At 46.4% G+C, this 15,668-nt stretch carries 15 protein-coding genes; 2 read left to right on the top strand and 13 right to left on the bottom strand.

The genetic code is table 11. The features are described from left to right. Window positions 1–22: 22 nt before the first annotated feature. The 8 genes from AC1DXC_RS18375 to AC1DXC_RS18340 all read right to left on the bottom strand — a co-directional run bounded on the left by AC1DXC_RS18375 (window position 23) and on the right by AC1DXC_RS18340 (window position 8,458). On the bottom strand, window positions 23–2,122 hold the full coding sequence (locus AC1DXC_RS18375) for a peptidylprolyl isomerase (RefSeq protein ID WP_477460634.1): 2,100 nt from the start codon (window positions 2,120–2,122) through the stop codon (window positions 23–25). Window positions 2,123–2,231: 109 nt separating this feature from the next. Continuing rightward, window positions 2,232–2,807 carry an LPS export ABC transporter periplasmic protein LptC gene (lptC, locus tag AC1DXC_RS18370; protein WP_477460633.1) on the bottom strand — a complete coding sequence of 192 codons (576 nt, stop codon included), beginning with the start codon at window positions 2,805–2,807 and terminating at the stop codon, window positions 2,232–2,234. A gap of 11 nt (window positions 2,808–2,818) precedes the next feature. After that, complete coding sequence (bamG, locus tag AC1DXC_RS18365; RefSeq protein ID WP_477460632.1) at window positions 2,819–4,135, bottom strand: BamG family beta-barrel-assembly machinery protein; 1,317 nt, start codon at window positions 4,133–4,135, stop codon at window positions 2,819–2,821. Continuing rightward, window positions 4,128–4,871 (bottom strand): type III pantothenate kinase, encoded by a 744-nt coding sequence (locus tag AC1DXC_RS18360; RefSeq protein WP_477460631.1) that lies wholly within the window; start codon window positions 4,869–4,871, stop codon window positions 4,128–4,130. Before AC1DXC_RS18360 ends, bamG begins: the two co-directional genes overlap by 8 nt. A 2-nt stretch (window positions 4,872–4,873) precedes the next feature. Next, the gene (gene purQ, locus AC1DXC_RS18355; RefSeq protein WP_477460630.1) at window positions 4,874–5,566 is read right to left on the bottom strand and encodes a phosphoribosylformylglycinamidine synthase subunit PurQ; all 693 of its coding nucleotides are present in this window, start codon (window positions 5,564–5,566) and stop codon (window positions 4,874–4,876) included. Between the two features lie 45 nt (window positions 5,567–5,611). Then, a complete protein-coding gene (locus AC1DXC_RS18350) occupies window positions 5,612–6,598 on the bottom strand; it encodes a DUF6427 family protein (RefSeq protein WP_477460629.1) in 987 nt (328 codons plus the stop codon). Window positions 6,599–6,674: 76 nt separating this feature from the next. Then, entirely contained in the window at window positions 6,675–7,379 is a 705-nt protein-coding gene (locus AC1DXC_RS18345) for a hypothetical protein (protein ID WP_477460628.1), read from the bottom strand. A 95-nt stretch (window positions 7,380–7,474) separates the two neighbouring features. Then, on the bottom strand, window positions 7,475–8,458 hold the full coding sequence (locus AC1DXC_RS18340; protein ID WP_477460627.1) for a glycosyltransferase family protein: 984 nt from the start codon (window positions 8,456–8,458) through the stop codon (window positions 7,475–7,477). Between the two features lie 167 nt (window positions 8,459–8,625). Here AC1DXC_RS18340 and AC1DXC_RS18335 point away from each other — a divergent pair, with 167 nt between their 5' ends. Then, entirely contained in the window at window positions 8,626–9,363 is a 738-nt protein-coding gene (locus tag AC1DXC_RS18335; RefSeq protein ID WP_477460626.1) for an EcsC family protein, read from the top strand. A 43-nt stretch (window positions 9,364–9,406) separates the two neighbouring features. Here the strand turns inward: AC1DXC_RS18335 and AC1DXC_RS18330 are convergent, their stop codons facing one another. Continuing rightward, window positions 9,407–9,748, bottom strand: a complete 342-nt coding sequence (locus tag AC1DXC_RS18330) for a HopJ type III effector protein (protein ID WP_477460625.1) — start codon at window positions 9,746–9,748, stop codon at window positions 9,407–9,409. Between the two features lie 239 nt (window positions 9,749–9,987). Here AC1DXC_RS18330 and AC1DXC_RS18325 point away from each other — a divergent pair, with 239 nt between their 5' ends. Further along, window positions 9,988–10,887: a VOC family protein gene (locus AC1DXC_RS18325; RefSeq protein WP_477460624.1), complete on the top strand. Its 900-nt coding sequence runs from the start codon at window positions 9,988–9,990 to the stop codon at window positions 10,885–10,887. A 203-nt stretch (window positions 10,888–11,090) separates the two neighbouring features. On the opposite strand, the gene AC1DXC_RS18320 is transcribed toward AC1DXC_RS18325, so the two are convergent. From AC1DXC_RS18320 to AC1DXC_RS18305, 4 genes are all read right to left on the bottom strand, one after another. Continuing rightward, window positions 11,091–12,806 (bottom strand): tetratricopeptide repeat protein, encoded by a 1,716-nt coding sequence (locus AC1DXC_RS18320; RefSeq protein ID WP_477460623.1) that lies wholly within the window; start codon window positions 12,804–12,806, stop codon window positions 11,091–11,093. Next, window positions 12,803–14,518: a tetratricopeptide repeat protein gene (locus AC1DXC_RS18315; protein WP_477460622.1), complete on the bottom strand. Its 1,716-nt coding sequence runs from the start codon at window positions 14,516–14,518 to the stop codon at window positions 12,803–12,805. Before AC1DXC_RS18315 ends, AC1DXC_RS18320 begins: the two co-directional genes overlap by 4 nt. A gap of 20 nt (window positions 14,519–14,538) precedes the next feature. Beyond that, complete coding sequence (locus tag AC1DXC_RS18310) at window positions 14,539–14,784, bottom strand: hypothetical protein (protein ID WP_477460621.1); 246 nt, start codon at window positions 14,782–14,784, stop codon at window positions 14,539–14,541. A 138-nt stretch (window positions 14,785–14,922) separates the two neighbouring features. Next, on the bottom strand, window positions 14,923–15,594 hold the full coding sequence (locus AC1DXC_RS18305; RefSeq protein ID WP_477460620.1) for a molybdopterin-dependent oxidoreductase: 672 nt from the start codon (window positions 15,592–15,594) through the stop codon (window positions 14,923–14,925). Between the last annotated feature and the right edge of the window lie 74 nt (window positions 15,595–15,668).

Genomic DNA, 15,668 nt, shown 5'->3' with positions numbered 1-15,668 from the left:
GCAAAATTACTTTAAATTTAGCTTATAAGAACTTAGCGCGGTTATCTTTTACATTCGCCTTATCTTTCAGCGCATCAAGCACCTGCCCATCGGCACGTTGCGTTAATGCCTGACCCAGGGTTTGTTTCTCCCTAACGGCGTTGGTTAAAGCAGCCGGGTTGATAAAGCTATCCAGCGTGAAAACGTAAACGCCCTGAGTACCTGCAATAGGTTTAGACAATACATTCGGTTTAGAACCGAAGATTGCGCCTATAAGCTTATACTCGGGACCAGAGCCAGGTATAACCGGGTTAGCCAATACGATGTTTTGCACAGGCACTACTTTGCTGCCTGCTTTTGCGGCAACCTGGTCTATATTGCTAGCGCCGCTTGCAGCAGCTGTAAGCTTTTCGGCAAGCATCTTGCCTTTTACGATGTTCCTTACGGCAGGCTCTATCTGCTTCTTAACAGCATCGAGGCTTAAGTAGCCAATAGGTTTTATTTCGGTAAGCGAGCCTATTACGTATTGATCGCCAATTGGAAAAACTTCTTCAGAGAAGTCGCCTTTTTCGGCTTTGAACGCCCATTTTATAAAAGCACGTGCGTTATCCAGGCCGGGCAGCGATGCCGATGTACCGGTTATGTCTTCCGCCTTCTTAACGGCTAAGCCGGCTTTTTTAGCTTGTGCTGCAAAGTTGTCTTTGGTTAAGCCGCTCAGGAAAGCTTGCGATTTGTTGTAAACCTCGTTCTGTGTTTTTTGGCTAGGCTCCAGTTGCTTGTCTACGATAGCAACTTTAACCACTTTAGATGAACCTATTTGTTTTTGTATCTCGATAAGGTGAACGCCTGCCTGGCTGGTAACTACCAGTATCTGGCCGGTTTTGCCACTGAAAACGGCATTGTCGAAAATAGGTATCATGGCGTTGCGGCCAAAAGTGCCCAGATCACCGCCTTTTTCGCCGGATGCCCTATCGGTAGAGAAATCTTTCGCAAGTTCAGCAAAGCTTTTGCCGCCTGCCAATAGTTTCTTTAATGAATCGGCCTTGGCTAAAGCTTTATCTAAACCACCCTCTTTAGTAGGGTCGATAAGGATGTGGCGTGCCTGTACAGAATCGGGGCCAACTTTAGCGTCTAGCAGTTTAGCTATTTTGTAGAAGCCGTTAGACAGGTATGGGCCGTAAACAAAGCCTTTTTCTGCAGAGAACATCACCGAATCGAGCTGCGGCTCTAATTGTCCTTTCTTCTGGAAAAGGAACGGTGCTTTGTTAACCGAGTTTATCTGCACGAATAATGAATCGGTGGTAGATGCCTTAAAATCGGCCGCCAACTTATCTGCTTGTGTTTTTATAGCCAGGGTATCTTCTTTAGAAGGTGCCGCGTTGAAGCTTACGTAATCGAAGCTGCGCAGTTCCTGCTTGTTTTTAAACTCGGGCTTGTGATCGTTATAGTACGCGCTATAATCGTCATCGGTAGGGGTGACTTTGCTATCCGGTATGGATGCATAATCAAGCACGGTGTATTTGAAATTGGCAAGTTTGTTTTTGCCGGTGTAATCGTCTTGCGCATCCAGCGAGTTTACGTACAAGCCGTTGCTCACCAGGGCCATGTATTTTTGCCTTTTCTTATCCTTTATCAGTTCGGTAAGGAAGGTACCCCACTGCTTTATCTGCGCAGTATCTGCCTGTGGGCTCTGGATATAAGAAAGGAACTGGTTTAACCTATCGCGGCTGAATTGGCCTGTTTGCTGATCGGTAAACTGGCGCATAATTTGCTGATCCGGCGTGGTGCCGCTGATCATGTTCTGCCTTTCGGCATCGCCTACGGTGATACCCAGTTTCTCAACCTCTTTGCTCAATAGCTTATCGGTAAGGAACTGGTTCCAGGTGCTTTCCTGCAAATAAGTAGTAATCTGCGGCGAAATGGCCTGGCCCGATTGCTGCTGGAATTGCTTTGTAGACATATCCAGCCTGTCGTTGAATTCTTTGTTGCTGATGGTGGAGCCATTCACTTCGCCTATTTCGGAATTGCTATCCCTGAAAATTGAACTGCCCGACTTGATAACTTCGCCGGCAACAAACGCTAAAAGCGCAAAACCAATAAAAACTGCGAGGATTGTTCCCATCCTATCCCGCAAGTAACCCATGATACCCATATAACTCTTATATCTATTTTATATTTCTCAAAAAGAGGCGCAAGATACAACTTTTACTAAAATTCTATAGCACAATTTTTTGCGCCCCCGATTTGCCTGATTATTGCGACAATCCGTCGCCATTGACGTGTATAGTAGCGGTGGAATTTTGGAAGATGGGGTGCTTAAGGGCATCGTCGCTTTTAAAGCTGGTGCCCCGCATAATATCGCCGCCCACCTTGGTCATCTCCACCTGTTTGTTAGAATAAATTTGCTTTAAGTTCATGTCCCAAATAAGTTCTTCTGATTTGTAAACCGTGCCTTCGGCATTGGTGGCCACCACATTATGACGGAACTCGATGAATTTATCGTCGTTGCGCGTAAGGGCCGAGTCGGCAGTGATAGTGCCCGCCGGCATGGCATCTTTATCAAGGAAGGTAATCTTGATTCCCTTTGGCAGCACCTTGTAGGGCTTTGCAACCATATATTCAATCATCAAAGGCGCATTCAGCCGGAATTTCACCAGGGCCGAATCGCTGTAAATCAAATCGATATTGGTAGTTTGCTGTATGGGTTTGGTAGAATCGGCCGCCGCTAAAGCTTTTATTTTATTGATATCGTTTTCGCAGGCCGCCAGCAGCATCGTTATAAACAATGCCGGCAACCCCAACCTCAATACCAATAACCTGCTGCGCATGCGGCTGAATATTAATCGTAGCGGTACTTCACAAACCACTGATCGTTAAGCGTAAACGACAGGTGGAAGTTGATGTAGTTTTCTTTTACCAGTCCGTTGGTTAGCGTGCCCCGCTTGCCGTACTCTGCCGCAAGGTTTATTTTGTAGAATGCGGTATTGTTACGTGGCAACGGCAGGCCCATGCCAAAGGTGGCGGCATACCTTTTTATATTGGTGTTGTTTACGTTGAGGTAGGTTTGATCGTATATTACTCCAAAACGGTAGTCGACCCGGGCAAAGTAATTGGATAAAGAGTACATATTTGGCGTTACCTGGCCGCCAACATTCAAAGTTTTGCTGTTTTGAAGGCCCTTGTTTACGCCCGCAACGGTGAGCGAACTCCAGTTGCCTATGCTATAATCGGCACCGATAATGTATTTGCCATCGTGCTGGTAGCTGATGCCGAAGTGGTTTATCTGCGGCAGATTTATCTTCGATTTCGCATCCTTTCGGTTGATGAGGCTATCGGTAGCAACACCCTCGCTGCCAGCTTCGGTAAAGTAGCTACTTACGATATAGCTGTTTTGGGTGTTGAGCTTTGAACTTGCCGATGCCGAGTAACCGAATACCAGGTGTTTCTTTTCAGAAAAATCGAAGCTGTATTGTGCGCCGTAATCGTAATTAAATCCGTTGATGCTGTTGCTTTCTTCTATACGGGAGTTGAGGGTGCCGAACAGGTCTGGCACTTCGGTAGATTGCGTTTCTTTAAGGTTGCCGAATATGTATGATGCATTGGCACCGATAGACAAGTGCTTGCCTATGCGCACGCCGTAACCTAAATAAGCTTTTGTTAAGCCACCATCGCCCTGGTAGAGGTAGTTAACGGCATTGGTATCTGCAGGCAGGCCGGTGCCGAAATTGCTTTGTTTCTGGCGGTAGTTGTAGCCCAGCTCGGTATAAGGGCGCATGCCGAAGCTGATAGCCGATTGCTTTGACACCGGTATGCCGAATGCGATATGGCTGAGCCTGAAACTGGAGTTGCTTTGGTTGCTTAGCCCGCTTTTGCTAAGCGTATTGAAATTGCTGGAGATGCCCGCGTCTATAACCACATAATTCATGGATGAGTAGGCAGCCGGGTTTAAAAAGTTTATATAGTTGTAGCTGTTTATTTTATTGATTGCGGTACCTATGCCGCCCATGCCGATGTTTTGCGGCATAACCGAAGGGCTAAGATCGCCAAGGCCATACCTGGAATACGGCGAACTGGTAGTTGCGGTAGATTGGGCATTTGCACCCAAGGCGGTTGCAGTAAGAGAAACTATTATAAAGAGCCTTATATATCTAATCATTATGCTTTTGTATAGCTGCGTTTAATCCTTTAAGAACCAGGTAAGGCTCATTTTTTATATAGGGGGCAAAGATGCTATTTTTTAACAGCGTATCAAAAAAAATACTATCGCCCCCGTGTAGTATGATATTGTACGCTTTTTGTGTTTTTATGTACTCGTTTATAAAGCCCGTAAGCTCGTATTTGATGCCGTTTTGCACGCCCGACATAATCGCCGAGGCGGTGTCGTGGCCCATATTATCATCAAAATTGCTTTCAGCCTCTATCAGCGGCAATCCCCCTGTGTAATGATTTAAGGCTTTATAACGCATTTTTAAACCCGGCGATATGCTGCCTCCAAAATAATTTGCCCCTGCATCAACATAATCGTAAGTGATGGTAGTGCCTCCGCCTATAACCATGTTGCCGGCCAGCGGGTATAAATGGTATGCGCCTGTTACGGCTGCCAGCCTATCGGGGCCGAGTGTTTTGGGTGTTTTATAATGGTTGTTAATGCCTGTAGGTGTGCTGCTATCGAACTTTACTACTGTAATCTTTTGCTGAAGCGCGGCCTGCCATGGTTCGGCCACTGGCTTTACCGACGAAGCTATTGCCTTTTCGATGTCGTATTTGCGTAACAGCGCGTTAATCTCATCTTCGCCGGGTTGCTGGTATTGCTGCACCTCCAACAGGTCGTTATCTTTAAAAACGGCTATTTTGGTGAAGGTGTTGCCAATATCTATCGCCAGCGATATCATTTTTAGGCCTTAGCCAATGCCAGTATCGATTCGAATATCGCCAGCCCGTCTTCGTTGCCTACCAGGCTTTCGGATGCACGCTCAGGATGCGGCATAAAGCCGAACACGTTACGCTCTGCATTGCAAACACCTGCAATGTTCTCCAACGAGCCGTTGGGGTTGCTTTCGTCGGTAATGTTGCCGGCCTCGTCGCAATAGCGGAACAGCACCTGGTCGTTATCGTTAATGGCCTTCAGCACATCGGCATCTGCAAAGTAATTGCCTTCGCCATGGGCAATGGGTATCTTAAGGGCACGCTCCGGATCCAGCTGGCGGGTAACCAGCGAGTTTGCGGTTTGCGGCTTAAGGTAAATATTGCGGCAGATGAATTTTCGGTTTTTGTTGTGCAGCAATGCGCCGGGCAGCAGGCCCGCTTCGGCCAGTATCTGGAAACCGTTGCATATGCCCAATACCTTGCCGCCTTTCGCCGCAAATTGTATCACTTCCTGCATAATGGGCGAGAAGCGTGCGATAGCGCCTGAGCGCAGGTAATCGCCAAAAGAGAAGCCGCCGGGCAAAACAATGAACTCTGCACCTTGCAAATCATGGTCTTTATGCCACAGCCTAACTACTTGCTGGCCCATTACATTTTGCAAAACGTGGATGATATCTTCATCGCAATTGGAGCCGGGGAATATTACTACGCCAAATTTCATGCTACAAAACTAACACATCGGCCGAAATTTGAACGAATGTAAAAGTTAAAAAGTGTTAAACTGCAGGTATATTATGCTGATAAGCAGCAATAAATACAGGCTTTCGTAAAACCATTTGGTTGTTGCGTTGATGAAATAGTAGCTGCAGAACACTGCGGCAGGCACCGCGCACAGCAAAAAGTGGTTGAGGTTGAACTCGTTTTTGATATAAAAACTCAGCCCCGCAATCAAAAACATGACGAACAACAGCTGGAACGATTTGCGCACGTGCACGTAGCTTTTTAGGAAGTTTTGCTGCAGTTTTACGAAATACAGGCCGATAATGATGATGACCGGGATAAGCACCAGATAATCGAGATACCGGATGTGGATGCTGTTGGGGAATTTGGAACCGAGCGGTGCCCAGATATCGTAAAAACGGCCCAACCTGCCATTGAGGTAATACAATACCGCCAAAAAGAAGAACACAGTGATATAGCCCAATATGCACGATATCCACTCGCGCCAGTTAAAGGGCTTGAATATCATGAGGGCTATCCAGATAGCCAAAAACAGAAAGATAAAGGGGAGGTAGATAAGTGAGCCTATGGCAACGATCATACCCAGGTCGTAAGCGGTAGATTTGGCATCCTCGCTTTTATAAAAGCTGAATAGCTTGAAAAGCATCCAGATGACCAAAAAATTGCAGATAAGCGGCGCGCTCAACACCATGAAGGGGGTGAACAATGCCGTAAGCGTAACATACATCAGCGCGGGCAAAAAGCTGGGCTTGCTAAGCAGGTTGAAATGGTTTACCAGGTAATTGAGCAGCACGGCTTGCCCAAGCACCAGCACCCCAGCCAGCAGCATGTTTACGGCCGGCGAAAAAACATACTCATAAGCTACGGGTATCAGCAGGCGGGCAAAGGGCTCTACGAAAGTAAAGGCCAGCTTATCCGGCACGTGCACGGTGTAGCCGATACGCAACACGAAAAGCAGCACGGCAAGCCATAACACGTTAACAGGATTGTATGCCTTAAAGATTTTGATCATATGCCTTGCGTATGGCGGCAAAATTAGCAGAAAAAGCGATTGAGGCGTAATGGATTATCAAGGGAAAGCTGGTCAACTATTCGTACCGTTTAATCTTCGTGGAATCAATTTTAAATACCATGGGATTGATGGGCTTTTCTTGAACGGATATTACCTCGTAGGTTTTAGAGGATAATATATTTTTATGCGAACTATCGTAATGAACAGCTTTAAAATTTAAATAATAAGCCCCGGTTTCATCTATAACTTTATCAAAAAAGCCTATTTTCCAATGCTTAAAGTGCTCCTTGTTTACTCTTAGGTAATCTCTTGAAAATATAAAAGTAAAATCTGTGTATGTGATGGAGTTTTGTTTATGGTAACTAGTGTTCACCTCAAGCTTCTCGCAATTTCTCGAAAGTACCTTATCGCTCATCTTTTTTACTGTGAAACTTTCTAAACGTTCAATTGACGAACTTAATTCGAATTGATGCAAAGTGTCTGAATTGCTAAAAAGATACAATCGTAAAGGCTCGCTTTCGAGATAGTAGTCTTTGATTATGTGAAACTTAGGTGATTTAGCAGAATGGATACTGACATAATTCCCTTTTGAATAAAGAAATGAAACAGTATCATCTTGATTCAGGGAACTGTCCGGGAATTTAGCTATTTCGTGGTAGGTGATTATTCCTTCAAATTCTTTTGCTGCGGCGTTTTTCTTTTGTCCATTTGTGTATGTACAAGCGGTTTGGTAAAAAGCGAATATTGCAACGAGCAACAATAGCGATAACGGTTTAAGCATGCCACTAATGTAAGGAAAGTAAAAGTGGATTTACAATGTTAGAATAGAATTTCCGGGCACGTATAAATCCGAAATCACAATTCCGAAATCCGCAATCACCTCGCATATTTCTTCACCATATCATCCACTATTTGCGCGGTTTCGTCGGGGAAGTTTACGTTGATGCGGGTTTGGTCGGCCAGCCAGGCGTTGATGTCGGTTTTGAAGTGGTCGGTAATGGTGCTTACCACCTTTACGCCCAGTTTGGATGCCGAGAGGGCGTTGCATTGCTGCTCGTACTGGCCCTTCATGGGTATCATCATCACCTTTTTGCCCATGAACAGGGCCTCGGCAGGGCCTTCGAAACCACCGCCGGTAAGCAAGCCTGCGCTGCTGGCCAGGCTATTGTTGAAGCCATCGTTATTCACGGGGAACACCTGCACGTTGCCCTCGCGGTAAGGGGTTTTGGTGCGTTTTGAGAATATATGCCATTCGGCATTGGTGCCGCTGAGGTGCTTCAGCAGGGTTTTATCGCTATAGGCGGGCAGGTAAACGCTGTAATGGCCCAGGTTGGATGTCTCCATACGGCGGATATCGCTGCGGATAACGGGCGTATGTATAAAATCATCGTACCGTTCAAAGTGGAAGCCGATATGGTGCGTGGTGGGCGAATAATATTTGAAGAGCCACTCGGCCCAGTCCCAGCTTTTGGGGCGGGGCGTTTTTGGCGACACGAACGAGCATTGGTGACTCAACGAAACCGAGGGCACTTTTTGGAGGCGGCATGCCCAGGCGGTAACGGGTTCAAAATCGTTGATCACCAGGTCATAATCGCCCAGGGGGAGGCTGTGCATATCCTTCCAGAGCTGGCGCAGGTTCATGAGCTTGAATGTGGCCCAATTATCCACCCCGCCGTTTTTGCCGAACACAAAGCTGAAGCCATGGAACTTGTGCAGCAGAGGCTGACTTAGGCTCACCTCGGCCTCGGTGCCGCTTACGATGAGGTCAACCTCGCCGTATTGCTGCAGCAGGGGCACAATTTCGCGGGCGCGACTGATGTGCCCATTCCCGGTACCCTGTATGCCGAACAATATTTTCATAAGCGTAGAATTGTGGGCAATTTAGCAAAGAAAAATTTAGGGAAGATTATTAAATGATGAAATGAGGGTAAATGTGTAGGCGCTTACCGGTCAACAAGTGGCGTTTTACTTTTGGCAGTAACATTGCGGTATAATTATCATCTACTATTTAATTAACCCGAAACTGCATGGATGCCTACGAAGAACAAGCTTATGTACTGCTTACCCAATGGCGGCAAAACATGCAAAAGAAACCATCTCTTGCCAACCGCATAGCCAAGAGCCTGCAGAATAAGGTCAACAGCATCATCCCCGAGAAGGCACACAAAGTAATTACCATTACCATCGAAAAAATGGTGAAGGCGGTGCTTTTTGGCGCCAAGTACACCACCTCTGATAAGCTTGCGCCTGATGCTTCGCTGCTGTTGCGCGAAAGTTATGTAAAACGCGAGATAGAGATTTACCGCAAAACCGCCGCTGTGGAAGGTGCTATTACAGGCACGGGCGGCATTTTGCTGGGCTTTGCCGAGTTCCCAATTCTTATCGGCATAAAAATGAAACTGCTGTTTAATATAGCGGCCCTATATGGGTTTGATGTGAAGGATTATAAGGAAAGGCTGTACATCCTCTATATTTTCCAGCTTACCTTTTGCAGCCAGCAACGCCGCAACGAGGTGTACCACCTGCTGGAGGGCTGGGAAAGCTACAGCGCCAAACTACCCGTTGATACCGACCAATTCGACTGGCGCACCTTCCAGCTGGAATACCGCGACTATATCGACCTCGCCAAAATGGCCCAACTTATCCCCGTTATCGGCGCGGCGGTGGGCGCTATCGCCAATTACCACCTCATAGCCCAGTTGGGCGAAACGGCAATGAATTGCTACAGGATGCGGTTGTTAGAGCCGAAGAAAATTGGCCTTTAACGTTGATGTAAAGTAACCCCCGCACAGGTGGCAGGGCCCAGCATCATTTTGCAAGCAGCGCATTTCCTTCAAAAACTATCCCCGGCCAGCCATGAAGCATAAACTGCCTGATGTTTTGATGGTCTGTGGCATCGGGACTGGCCAGCACCGCGCGGTAATGCTCGGCAAACAGGTAAAGGGTATCCTCAGCACTTAAATTGTTTATTTGGGCAAAAGTAAAAACCTTGGCACTCCCCTGATTTTGTGTTGCTTCATTATAGGTATCGCCATTTTTAAATGCAGTGGGCTGGTGCCGGTAATGGCTTTCTATAAATTCAATAACCTGGCTAAACGTAATTGTATTTTCTTTCAAACCCGAAATTAAGGCAAGTACTTGTTCTTTCATGCCGCAAATTTGGGTAAAATAAATCTTTTGTGGGCTGGTAATATAGCTCCTGAGGGATGGGTTCAACTAGCCGGGCGATAAGTAAGGCCTCCAAATCTTGTCGCAATACACCTCTAAAATGACTCAATTGGCACCGACACGGTGGTGCGAAATCATTTAACTTTGAGGTAGTTAATTAATTCCATCAAAACAATTAACGCTTACTACTTTTTATATTACATAACCAAAATCATATACCTATGTTACCCATCAAACCGCACATCTGGTTCGGCCAAAGCGCTAAAGAGGCAGCCGAATTTTATGCAGGCTTATTGCCAAATTCCGCTGTTGATTATGTAAATCATTTCCCAATGGCCGGCGGCGAATGCGAAGTGGTTGAATTTACGGTTGCCGGTCAGCCCTTCCTGGGCATCAGCACCGGTCACGCATTGGGCATCAACCCCTCTATTTCCTTCTTTATCAACTTCGACCCCTCACTCGACCCGGATGCCGCCAAACACATCGACGAGGTATGGGCAAGACTTGCCGACGGCGGGAAAATACTGATGCCGCTGGACCGCTACCCATTTAGCGAGCGCTTTGGCTGGCTGTCCGATAAAAACGGCGTATCCTGGCAGCTCATCCTCACTAACCCGGCAGGCGAGGAAAGGCCGGTCATCATTCCATCGCTGATGTTTACCGAACCCGTGGCCGGCAAGGCCAATGAGGCCATTGATTTTTATTGCTCGGTATTTAAAGATGGCAAACGCGGCACCACCGCCCCGCGCCCTACGGATATGGGACCGGATAAAGCGGGCACGCTGATGTTTGCCGATTTTTATGCTGATAAAACCTGGCTGGCCGCTATGGATAGCGCGCATCAGCATGGCTTCGGGTTTAATGATGCTGTATCGCTATTGGTGCCCTGTGAAACCCAGAAAGAGATCGACTACTACTGGGAGGCTCTCTCCGCCGGTGGCAAACCCGGCCAATGCGGCTGGCTGAAAGATAAATACGGTGTATCCTGGCAGGTGGCCTCTACCGTGATGTTTGATGCGCTGAAGAACGGAAGCCCCGAACAAATTGAACGCGTTACGCAAGCTTTTATGCCAATGACAAAAGTTGAAGTTGAAACGCTGAAACGGGCGTATGAAGGGTAAGCTCTTCTAAATTGACTGGTGCCGTCCCCGCAGGGTCTGTTGAAAACGACCCTGCGGACCAAACGGCCATCCGGAGTGGGACAGATGTGCCCATTCCCGGTACCCTGTATGCCGAACAATATTTTCATAAGCCTAGAATTGCGGGCTATTTAGCAAAGAAAAATTTAGGGAAGATTATTAAATGGTGAAATGGGGGGAAAGACTTAAGGTTGCTCTATTAGGGAGTTGAGGAAAGCTTCTGGGTCTTCGCCCCAATGTTCGAGTACGGCACATGAAGCTTGTAGATATTCTTCACATGCGGGAATGAAGCTCGAAAAAGGCAATGCTATGGTTATCGCCTCCTTAGCTTGGCTTATCGCTTTTTCTCTGTCACAAAAAATTTCATAATAACTATAGAGCATACTTATATTGACAAGTAATGAGGCGATTTTTGGTAGGTAGACCTGTGGGTTAACCTTTGCCAATTGCCTACGGATTTCCAAGGCTTCGATGTAATTGACTTCGGCCTTATTGTATTCTTTCCTGTCGCTTTGCAGGTTAGCGAGATTGTTGAGGGCATTAGCCACAACAGGTAAATAAGCTTTCGGGTTAACTTCCGCCAATTTCCTACGTATATTAAGAGCCTCAGCAAAATTCTCCTCGGCCTTTTCGTATTCGTTTCTGCTCTTTTGTAAAGCAGCGAGATTGTTCAGCGTGTTTGCCAAATAAGGGAGGTATGTTTTCGGGTTTGTTGTAGCAAGTTGTCTGCGTATGTAGAGGGCCTCATTATAACCCTCTTCGGCCATATCGTACTCGTTTTTATCGCTTTGCAAAGTTGCCAGGTTATTCAGCGCCGTAGCCATATATGGCACGTAGGTTTGAGGGTTTGCTGCTGCCAATTGCCTGTATATGGCAAGGGCCTCAGCATAATTCACTTTTGCCTTATCGTATTCATTTCTGTTCTTTTGTAAAATGGCGAGGTTGTTGAGTGTGTTGGCTAAATAGGGCAGATAGGTCTGCGGGCTTGTCGTCACTAATTGCCTGCGTATGTGAAGAGCTTCGCTGTGATTAGTTTCGGCTTTTTCGAATTCGTTTCTGTTTCTTTGCAAAATTGCTAGGTTATTTAGCGTCAGGGTCACGTCAAAGAGATATTCGTGCGGGCTTGTAGTAGCTAATTCCCTGAGTATATTTAGAGCCTCACTGTAGTTAGCTTCGGCCTTTTCGAATTCGTTCCTGTTCTTTTGCAAAACAGCTAAGTTGTTTAACGTTTTTGCTTTTTCTTCGGGGTTATTTGCCCTCTGTAAAGCGGACTGCAAAAATACTTCCGCATCTTCAAATTGATTAATAAACTGGAAGAAATTACCGGCCTTCAGATAATACTTCCACCCCGGGTATATGCTAACTGCTATTTCAAGGCACTTACCCGCGCCAGGAAAATCGAATTTCAGTTGAAGCATTTCAGCCCTTAATAGGTAACTGTCTGCCAAGTCCCGCCTCCTTTTGTTAGGGGATTCCTCTTGTTGTTCAATTGACTTTAATTCTTCCTGCAAACGGGCTTCGCTTAATAAAGCCAGTGCCTCTTCCAATTTTGTGTCGATGAATAAATTGAAGGCTTGTTTATAAAGCTCGCTGCTTGTGGCTATATCCTTTTGCGCAAAATCATCCAGCATTTTGGTAATCTGCGTGGCCTGGGCATCGCGTTCTTCTGTTAGCCGTTCCAGCTCGGCAGACAGAGTGCTTGCTTTTTCCTGTGTGAGGTTTATGATGGTGTTTTTATCGTACAGGGCCTCCTGCAACTCTTTTATCCTTTCGTCTTTTTCGTGGGTAAATTTATCTATGAACTCGCTAAGAGTTACCTTAAGCGTGCCACCATCAACCAATTGCAGCACCAGGTTGTTGTCGCCATCAATTTTAACCGAGTTATATTGGATGAAGCTCATAGCAGCGGCTGGGTTTTTAGTGAATTTAGGAAGGCTTCGGGGTCTTCGCCCCAATCTTTTAGTACCTTGCTAGCCTTTCGGATGTAAGTAGCACAAGCCGGCACAGATGCAGAAAACGGCAACGCAATAGTAATAGCCTCCCGTGCATAACCCAGCGCTTTTGTTCTGTCCCGAAAACCTTTATTATAAGTATAAAAGATACTGATGTTTACCAGGGTCACTGCAACGTCTCGTAGGTAAGTCTGCGGGTTAGCTTCCGCCAATTTTCTGTAATTACCTAGGGCTTCATTATAATTGACTTCCGCGCTATAATATTCATTCATGCTTTCTTGCAAAGTAGCGAGATTGTTCAATGTTATGCTTACATAAGGTAAATAAGCCTGCGGGTAAACACCCGCGAGCTGCCTGTATACGTCTAATGCCTCGGTGTAATCGGCTTCTGCCTTGTCATTGTCGTTTAAGTCATGTTGCAAAATTGCCAGGTTATTCAGTGTGGCGGCCACATGCGGTAGGTATGTCTGGGGGTTGGCTTTAGCCAATTGCCTGCGAATTTCTAATGCCTTGATAAAATTGGCTTTCGCTCTGTCGTATTGTTTTCGGCCACTTTGCAAAATAGCCAAATTATTCAGTGTGCTACCTAGATTGGGTAAATAGGTTTGCGGATTAGCCTCCACCAATTGCCTGTATATCTCTAGTGCCTCATAGTAATTAGCTTCCGCATTGTCTTGTTTATCCTGGTCGTTTTGCAAATTAGCCAAGTTATTCAGTGTCATCGCCACATCGCGTAGGTAAGTCTGTGGGTCCGCTTTGGACAACTGCCTGCGGATTTCCAATGCCTCGTTGTAATGCGCTTCCGCCTTATCGAATTCGTTAAGACTGTTTTGCAACACAGCCAGGTTGTTCAGCGTAGTGGCGACAAGGGGGGCATGAACCTGTAGATTGGAATCCGGTAATTGTTTGTAATTACCTAATGCTTCGTAATAATTGATTTCTGCTTTTTCGTATTCGTTTTGGTCACTTTGCAAATTTGCCAGGTTGTTTAAAGTACTTGCCTTTTTATAAGGGTCATCCCCTGCGCCGAGCAACGCGTGCTGGTAATATTGGTCGGCTTCCGTTAACCGGTTAATGAATTTAAAGAAAATACCCGCCTCTAAATAATAAGCCCATTCGGGGCAAATCTCCACCGCCTTTTCTATACAAGCACCTGCACCAGCAAAATCAAATTGCAATTGTAGCATCTCGGAGCGGAGCAAATAGCTGTCTGCTAAGTCACGTCGCGCATGCTTGTCGCGTTCTTCTATTAAAGCTAATTCTTCTTGTAAACGCGCTTCGCTTAGCAGGGAAAGTGCCTCATCCAACTTAGCAGCAAGGAATAAATTAAAGGCTTGTTGGTATAGACCGCTGCTCGCGGTAATGTCCTTTTGCGCGAAATCTTCCACCATTTTGGTGATTTGTACGGTTTGGGCATCGCGTTCTTCTGTTATCCGTTGAAGTTCGACAGAAAGAGAGGCTATCTTTTCATCGCTAAAGGTCTCTATCTTTTCTTTATCGTATAACGCTTTCTGCAACAACGTTATCCTTTCGTCTTTCTCTCGGGTAAATTTGTCGATGAACTCGCTGAGGCTTACGCGCAGGGTTTCGCCATCAACTGATTGGAGCACCAGGTTGTTGTCGCCATCAATTTTTATGGAGTTGTATTGGATAAAGCTCATTGATGGATTCCTGTGTTGTTCTACATCATTTCAACATCGTGGTCTTCACCACGTACTTTCGCTGTATTATCCGCGGGGGTTTTGTTTGCGTTGCTGCCCATCTTTACTTTGTTGTGTTTGCCATCAATGTCGAGTTTATTCCGTCTGATGCCGTTCTCTCCCTTTAACTTCAATCCAAAAAAACTGACGTTTAAGCTCCTAAATACGAATATTGCTGCGATGATGGCGACAACGATGAACGCGGATATGATGTATTTATCTTCCATGGTTTACGAGGTTTAAGCAAGGCTAATATAGCTGAATATTAATTAATTGCAAATTATGGTGTGAGATTTAAGCCAGTGGTGTGGCAACACCGATCACAGACTGAAGTCACTATCCTAAACCATCGCCGCATATAAAATTCAGATCCCCGTGTACCACGCCCACCCCGATTTAATATCAGGCCCCGGATCTGTGAATTTGTCGGTTACTACGATGCGCCGTATGAACTTAACGCTTTTGTAACCTATTTGCGTCTCTACCCTAAGGCGCAGCGGGGCACCGTTGCGTGCAGGCAGGTCTTCGCCATTCATGGTATGGGCCAGGATGGTTTGCGGATGCAAGGCATCGAGCATATCAATGCTTTCCGCATAATTGTCGTAGCCATAAAAGCATACATAGCGCGCGGCTTGTGAAATGCCGGCATCTTTCAGTACCGCGCTTAGCGGCACGCCGGTCCACTCGGCAATAGCGCTCCAGCCTTCCTCGCAGGTGTGCCGGGTGATTTGTGTGCGCGCGCCGAGTTTTTTGAGGTCCTCCATAGTGTAGCTGCGTGGGTCGGCCACGCAACCTTCAACCGAAAGCTTAAAATCTTTAAAACTATTGCTTTGCAGCATTTGGTAATCCTTGCTGTATGCGTTTTTACTGGCCGGGTCGGCGGGGTCGCCAATATCGGTTACCGGGAAGCTGGTGATATCGCTTTTTGAGTATTCCATAGCCAGCGCCCGCTGCGAAAGCAGGCCGCGCTGTGCTAAATAGGTGAGGTCATCGCCCATCCGCAAAATATTGCCATAGGTTGGAGGTGCTTTCTTCAAGCAGCTTGAAAGTAGGAGGGCACCTGCCGAGGTAAGTCCCGCTAAAATAGCCTGCCGCCGATTCATCAATCGTT

This window comes from Mucilaginibacter sp. P2_D11, assembly GCF_056404435.1.
The sequence above is the reverse complement of the archived record's forward strand: the minus strand, read 5'-3'. Positions and strand labels throughout refer to the sequence as shown.

What these genes read in the sequence shown, in the direction of transcription:
- AC1DXC_RS18375 (WP_477460634.1), bottom strand. Translation starts at nt 2,122, where the DNA reads ATGGGTTACTTGCGGGATAGGATGGGAACAATCCTCGCAGTTTTTATT.
- lptC (WP_477460633.1), bottom strand. Translation starts at nt 2,807, where the DNA reads ATGCGCAGCAGGTTATTGGTATTGAGGTTGGGGTTGCCGGCATTGTTT.
- bamG (WP_477460632.1), bottom strand. Translation starts at nt 4,135, where the DNA reads ATGATTAGATATATAAGGCTCTTTATAATAGTTTCTCTTACTGCAACC.
- AC1DXC_RS18360 (WP_477460631.1), bottom strand. Translation starts at nt 4,871, where the DNA reads ATGATATCGCTGGCGATAGATATTGGCAACACCTTCACCAAAATAGCC.
- purQ (WP_477460630.1), bottom strand. Translation starts at nt 5,566, where the DNA reads ATGAAATTTGGCGTAGTAATATTCCCCGGCTCCAATTGCGATGAAGAT.
- AC1DXC_RS18350 (WP_477460629.1), bottom strand. Translation starts at nt 6,598, where the DNA reads ATGATCAAAATCTTTAAGGCATACAATCCTGTTAACGTGTTATGGCTT.
- AC1DXC_RS18345 (WP_477460628.1), bottom strand. Translation starts at nt 7,379, where the DNA reads ATGCTTAAACCGTTATCGCTATTGTTGCTCGTTGCAATATTCGCTTTT.
- AC1DXC_RS18340 (WP_477460627.1), bottom strand. Translation starts at nt 8,458, where the DNA reads ATGAAAATATTGTTCGGCATACAGGGTACCGGGAATGGGCACATCAGT.
- AC1DXC_RS18335 (WP_477460626.1), top strand. Translation starts at nt 8,626, where the DNA reads ATGGATGCCTACGAAGAACAAGCTTATGTACTGCTTACCCAATGGCGG.
- AC1DXC_RS18330 (WP_477460625.1), bottom strand. Translation starts at nt 9,748, where the DNA reads ATGAAAGAACAAGTACTTGCCTTAATTTCGGGTTTGAAAGAAAATACA.
- AC1DXC_RS18325 (WP_477460624.1), top strand. Translation starts at nt 9,988, where the DNA reads ATGTTACCCATCAAACCGCACATCTGGTTCGGCCAAAGCGCTAAAGAG.
- AC1DXC_RS18320 (WP_477460623.1), bottom strand. Translation starts at nt 12,806, where the DNA reads ATGAGCTTCATCCAATATAACTCGGTTAAAATTGATGGCGACAACAAC.
- AC1DXC_RS18315 (WP_477460622.1), bottom strand. Translation starts at nt 14,518, where the DNA reads ATGAGCTTTATCCAATACAACTCCATAAAAATTGATGGCGACAACAAC.
- AC1DXC_RS18310 (WP_477460621.1), bottom strand. Translation starts at nt 14,784, where the DNA reads ATGGAAGATAAATACATCATATCCGCGTTCATCGTTGTCGCCATCATC.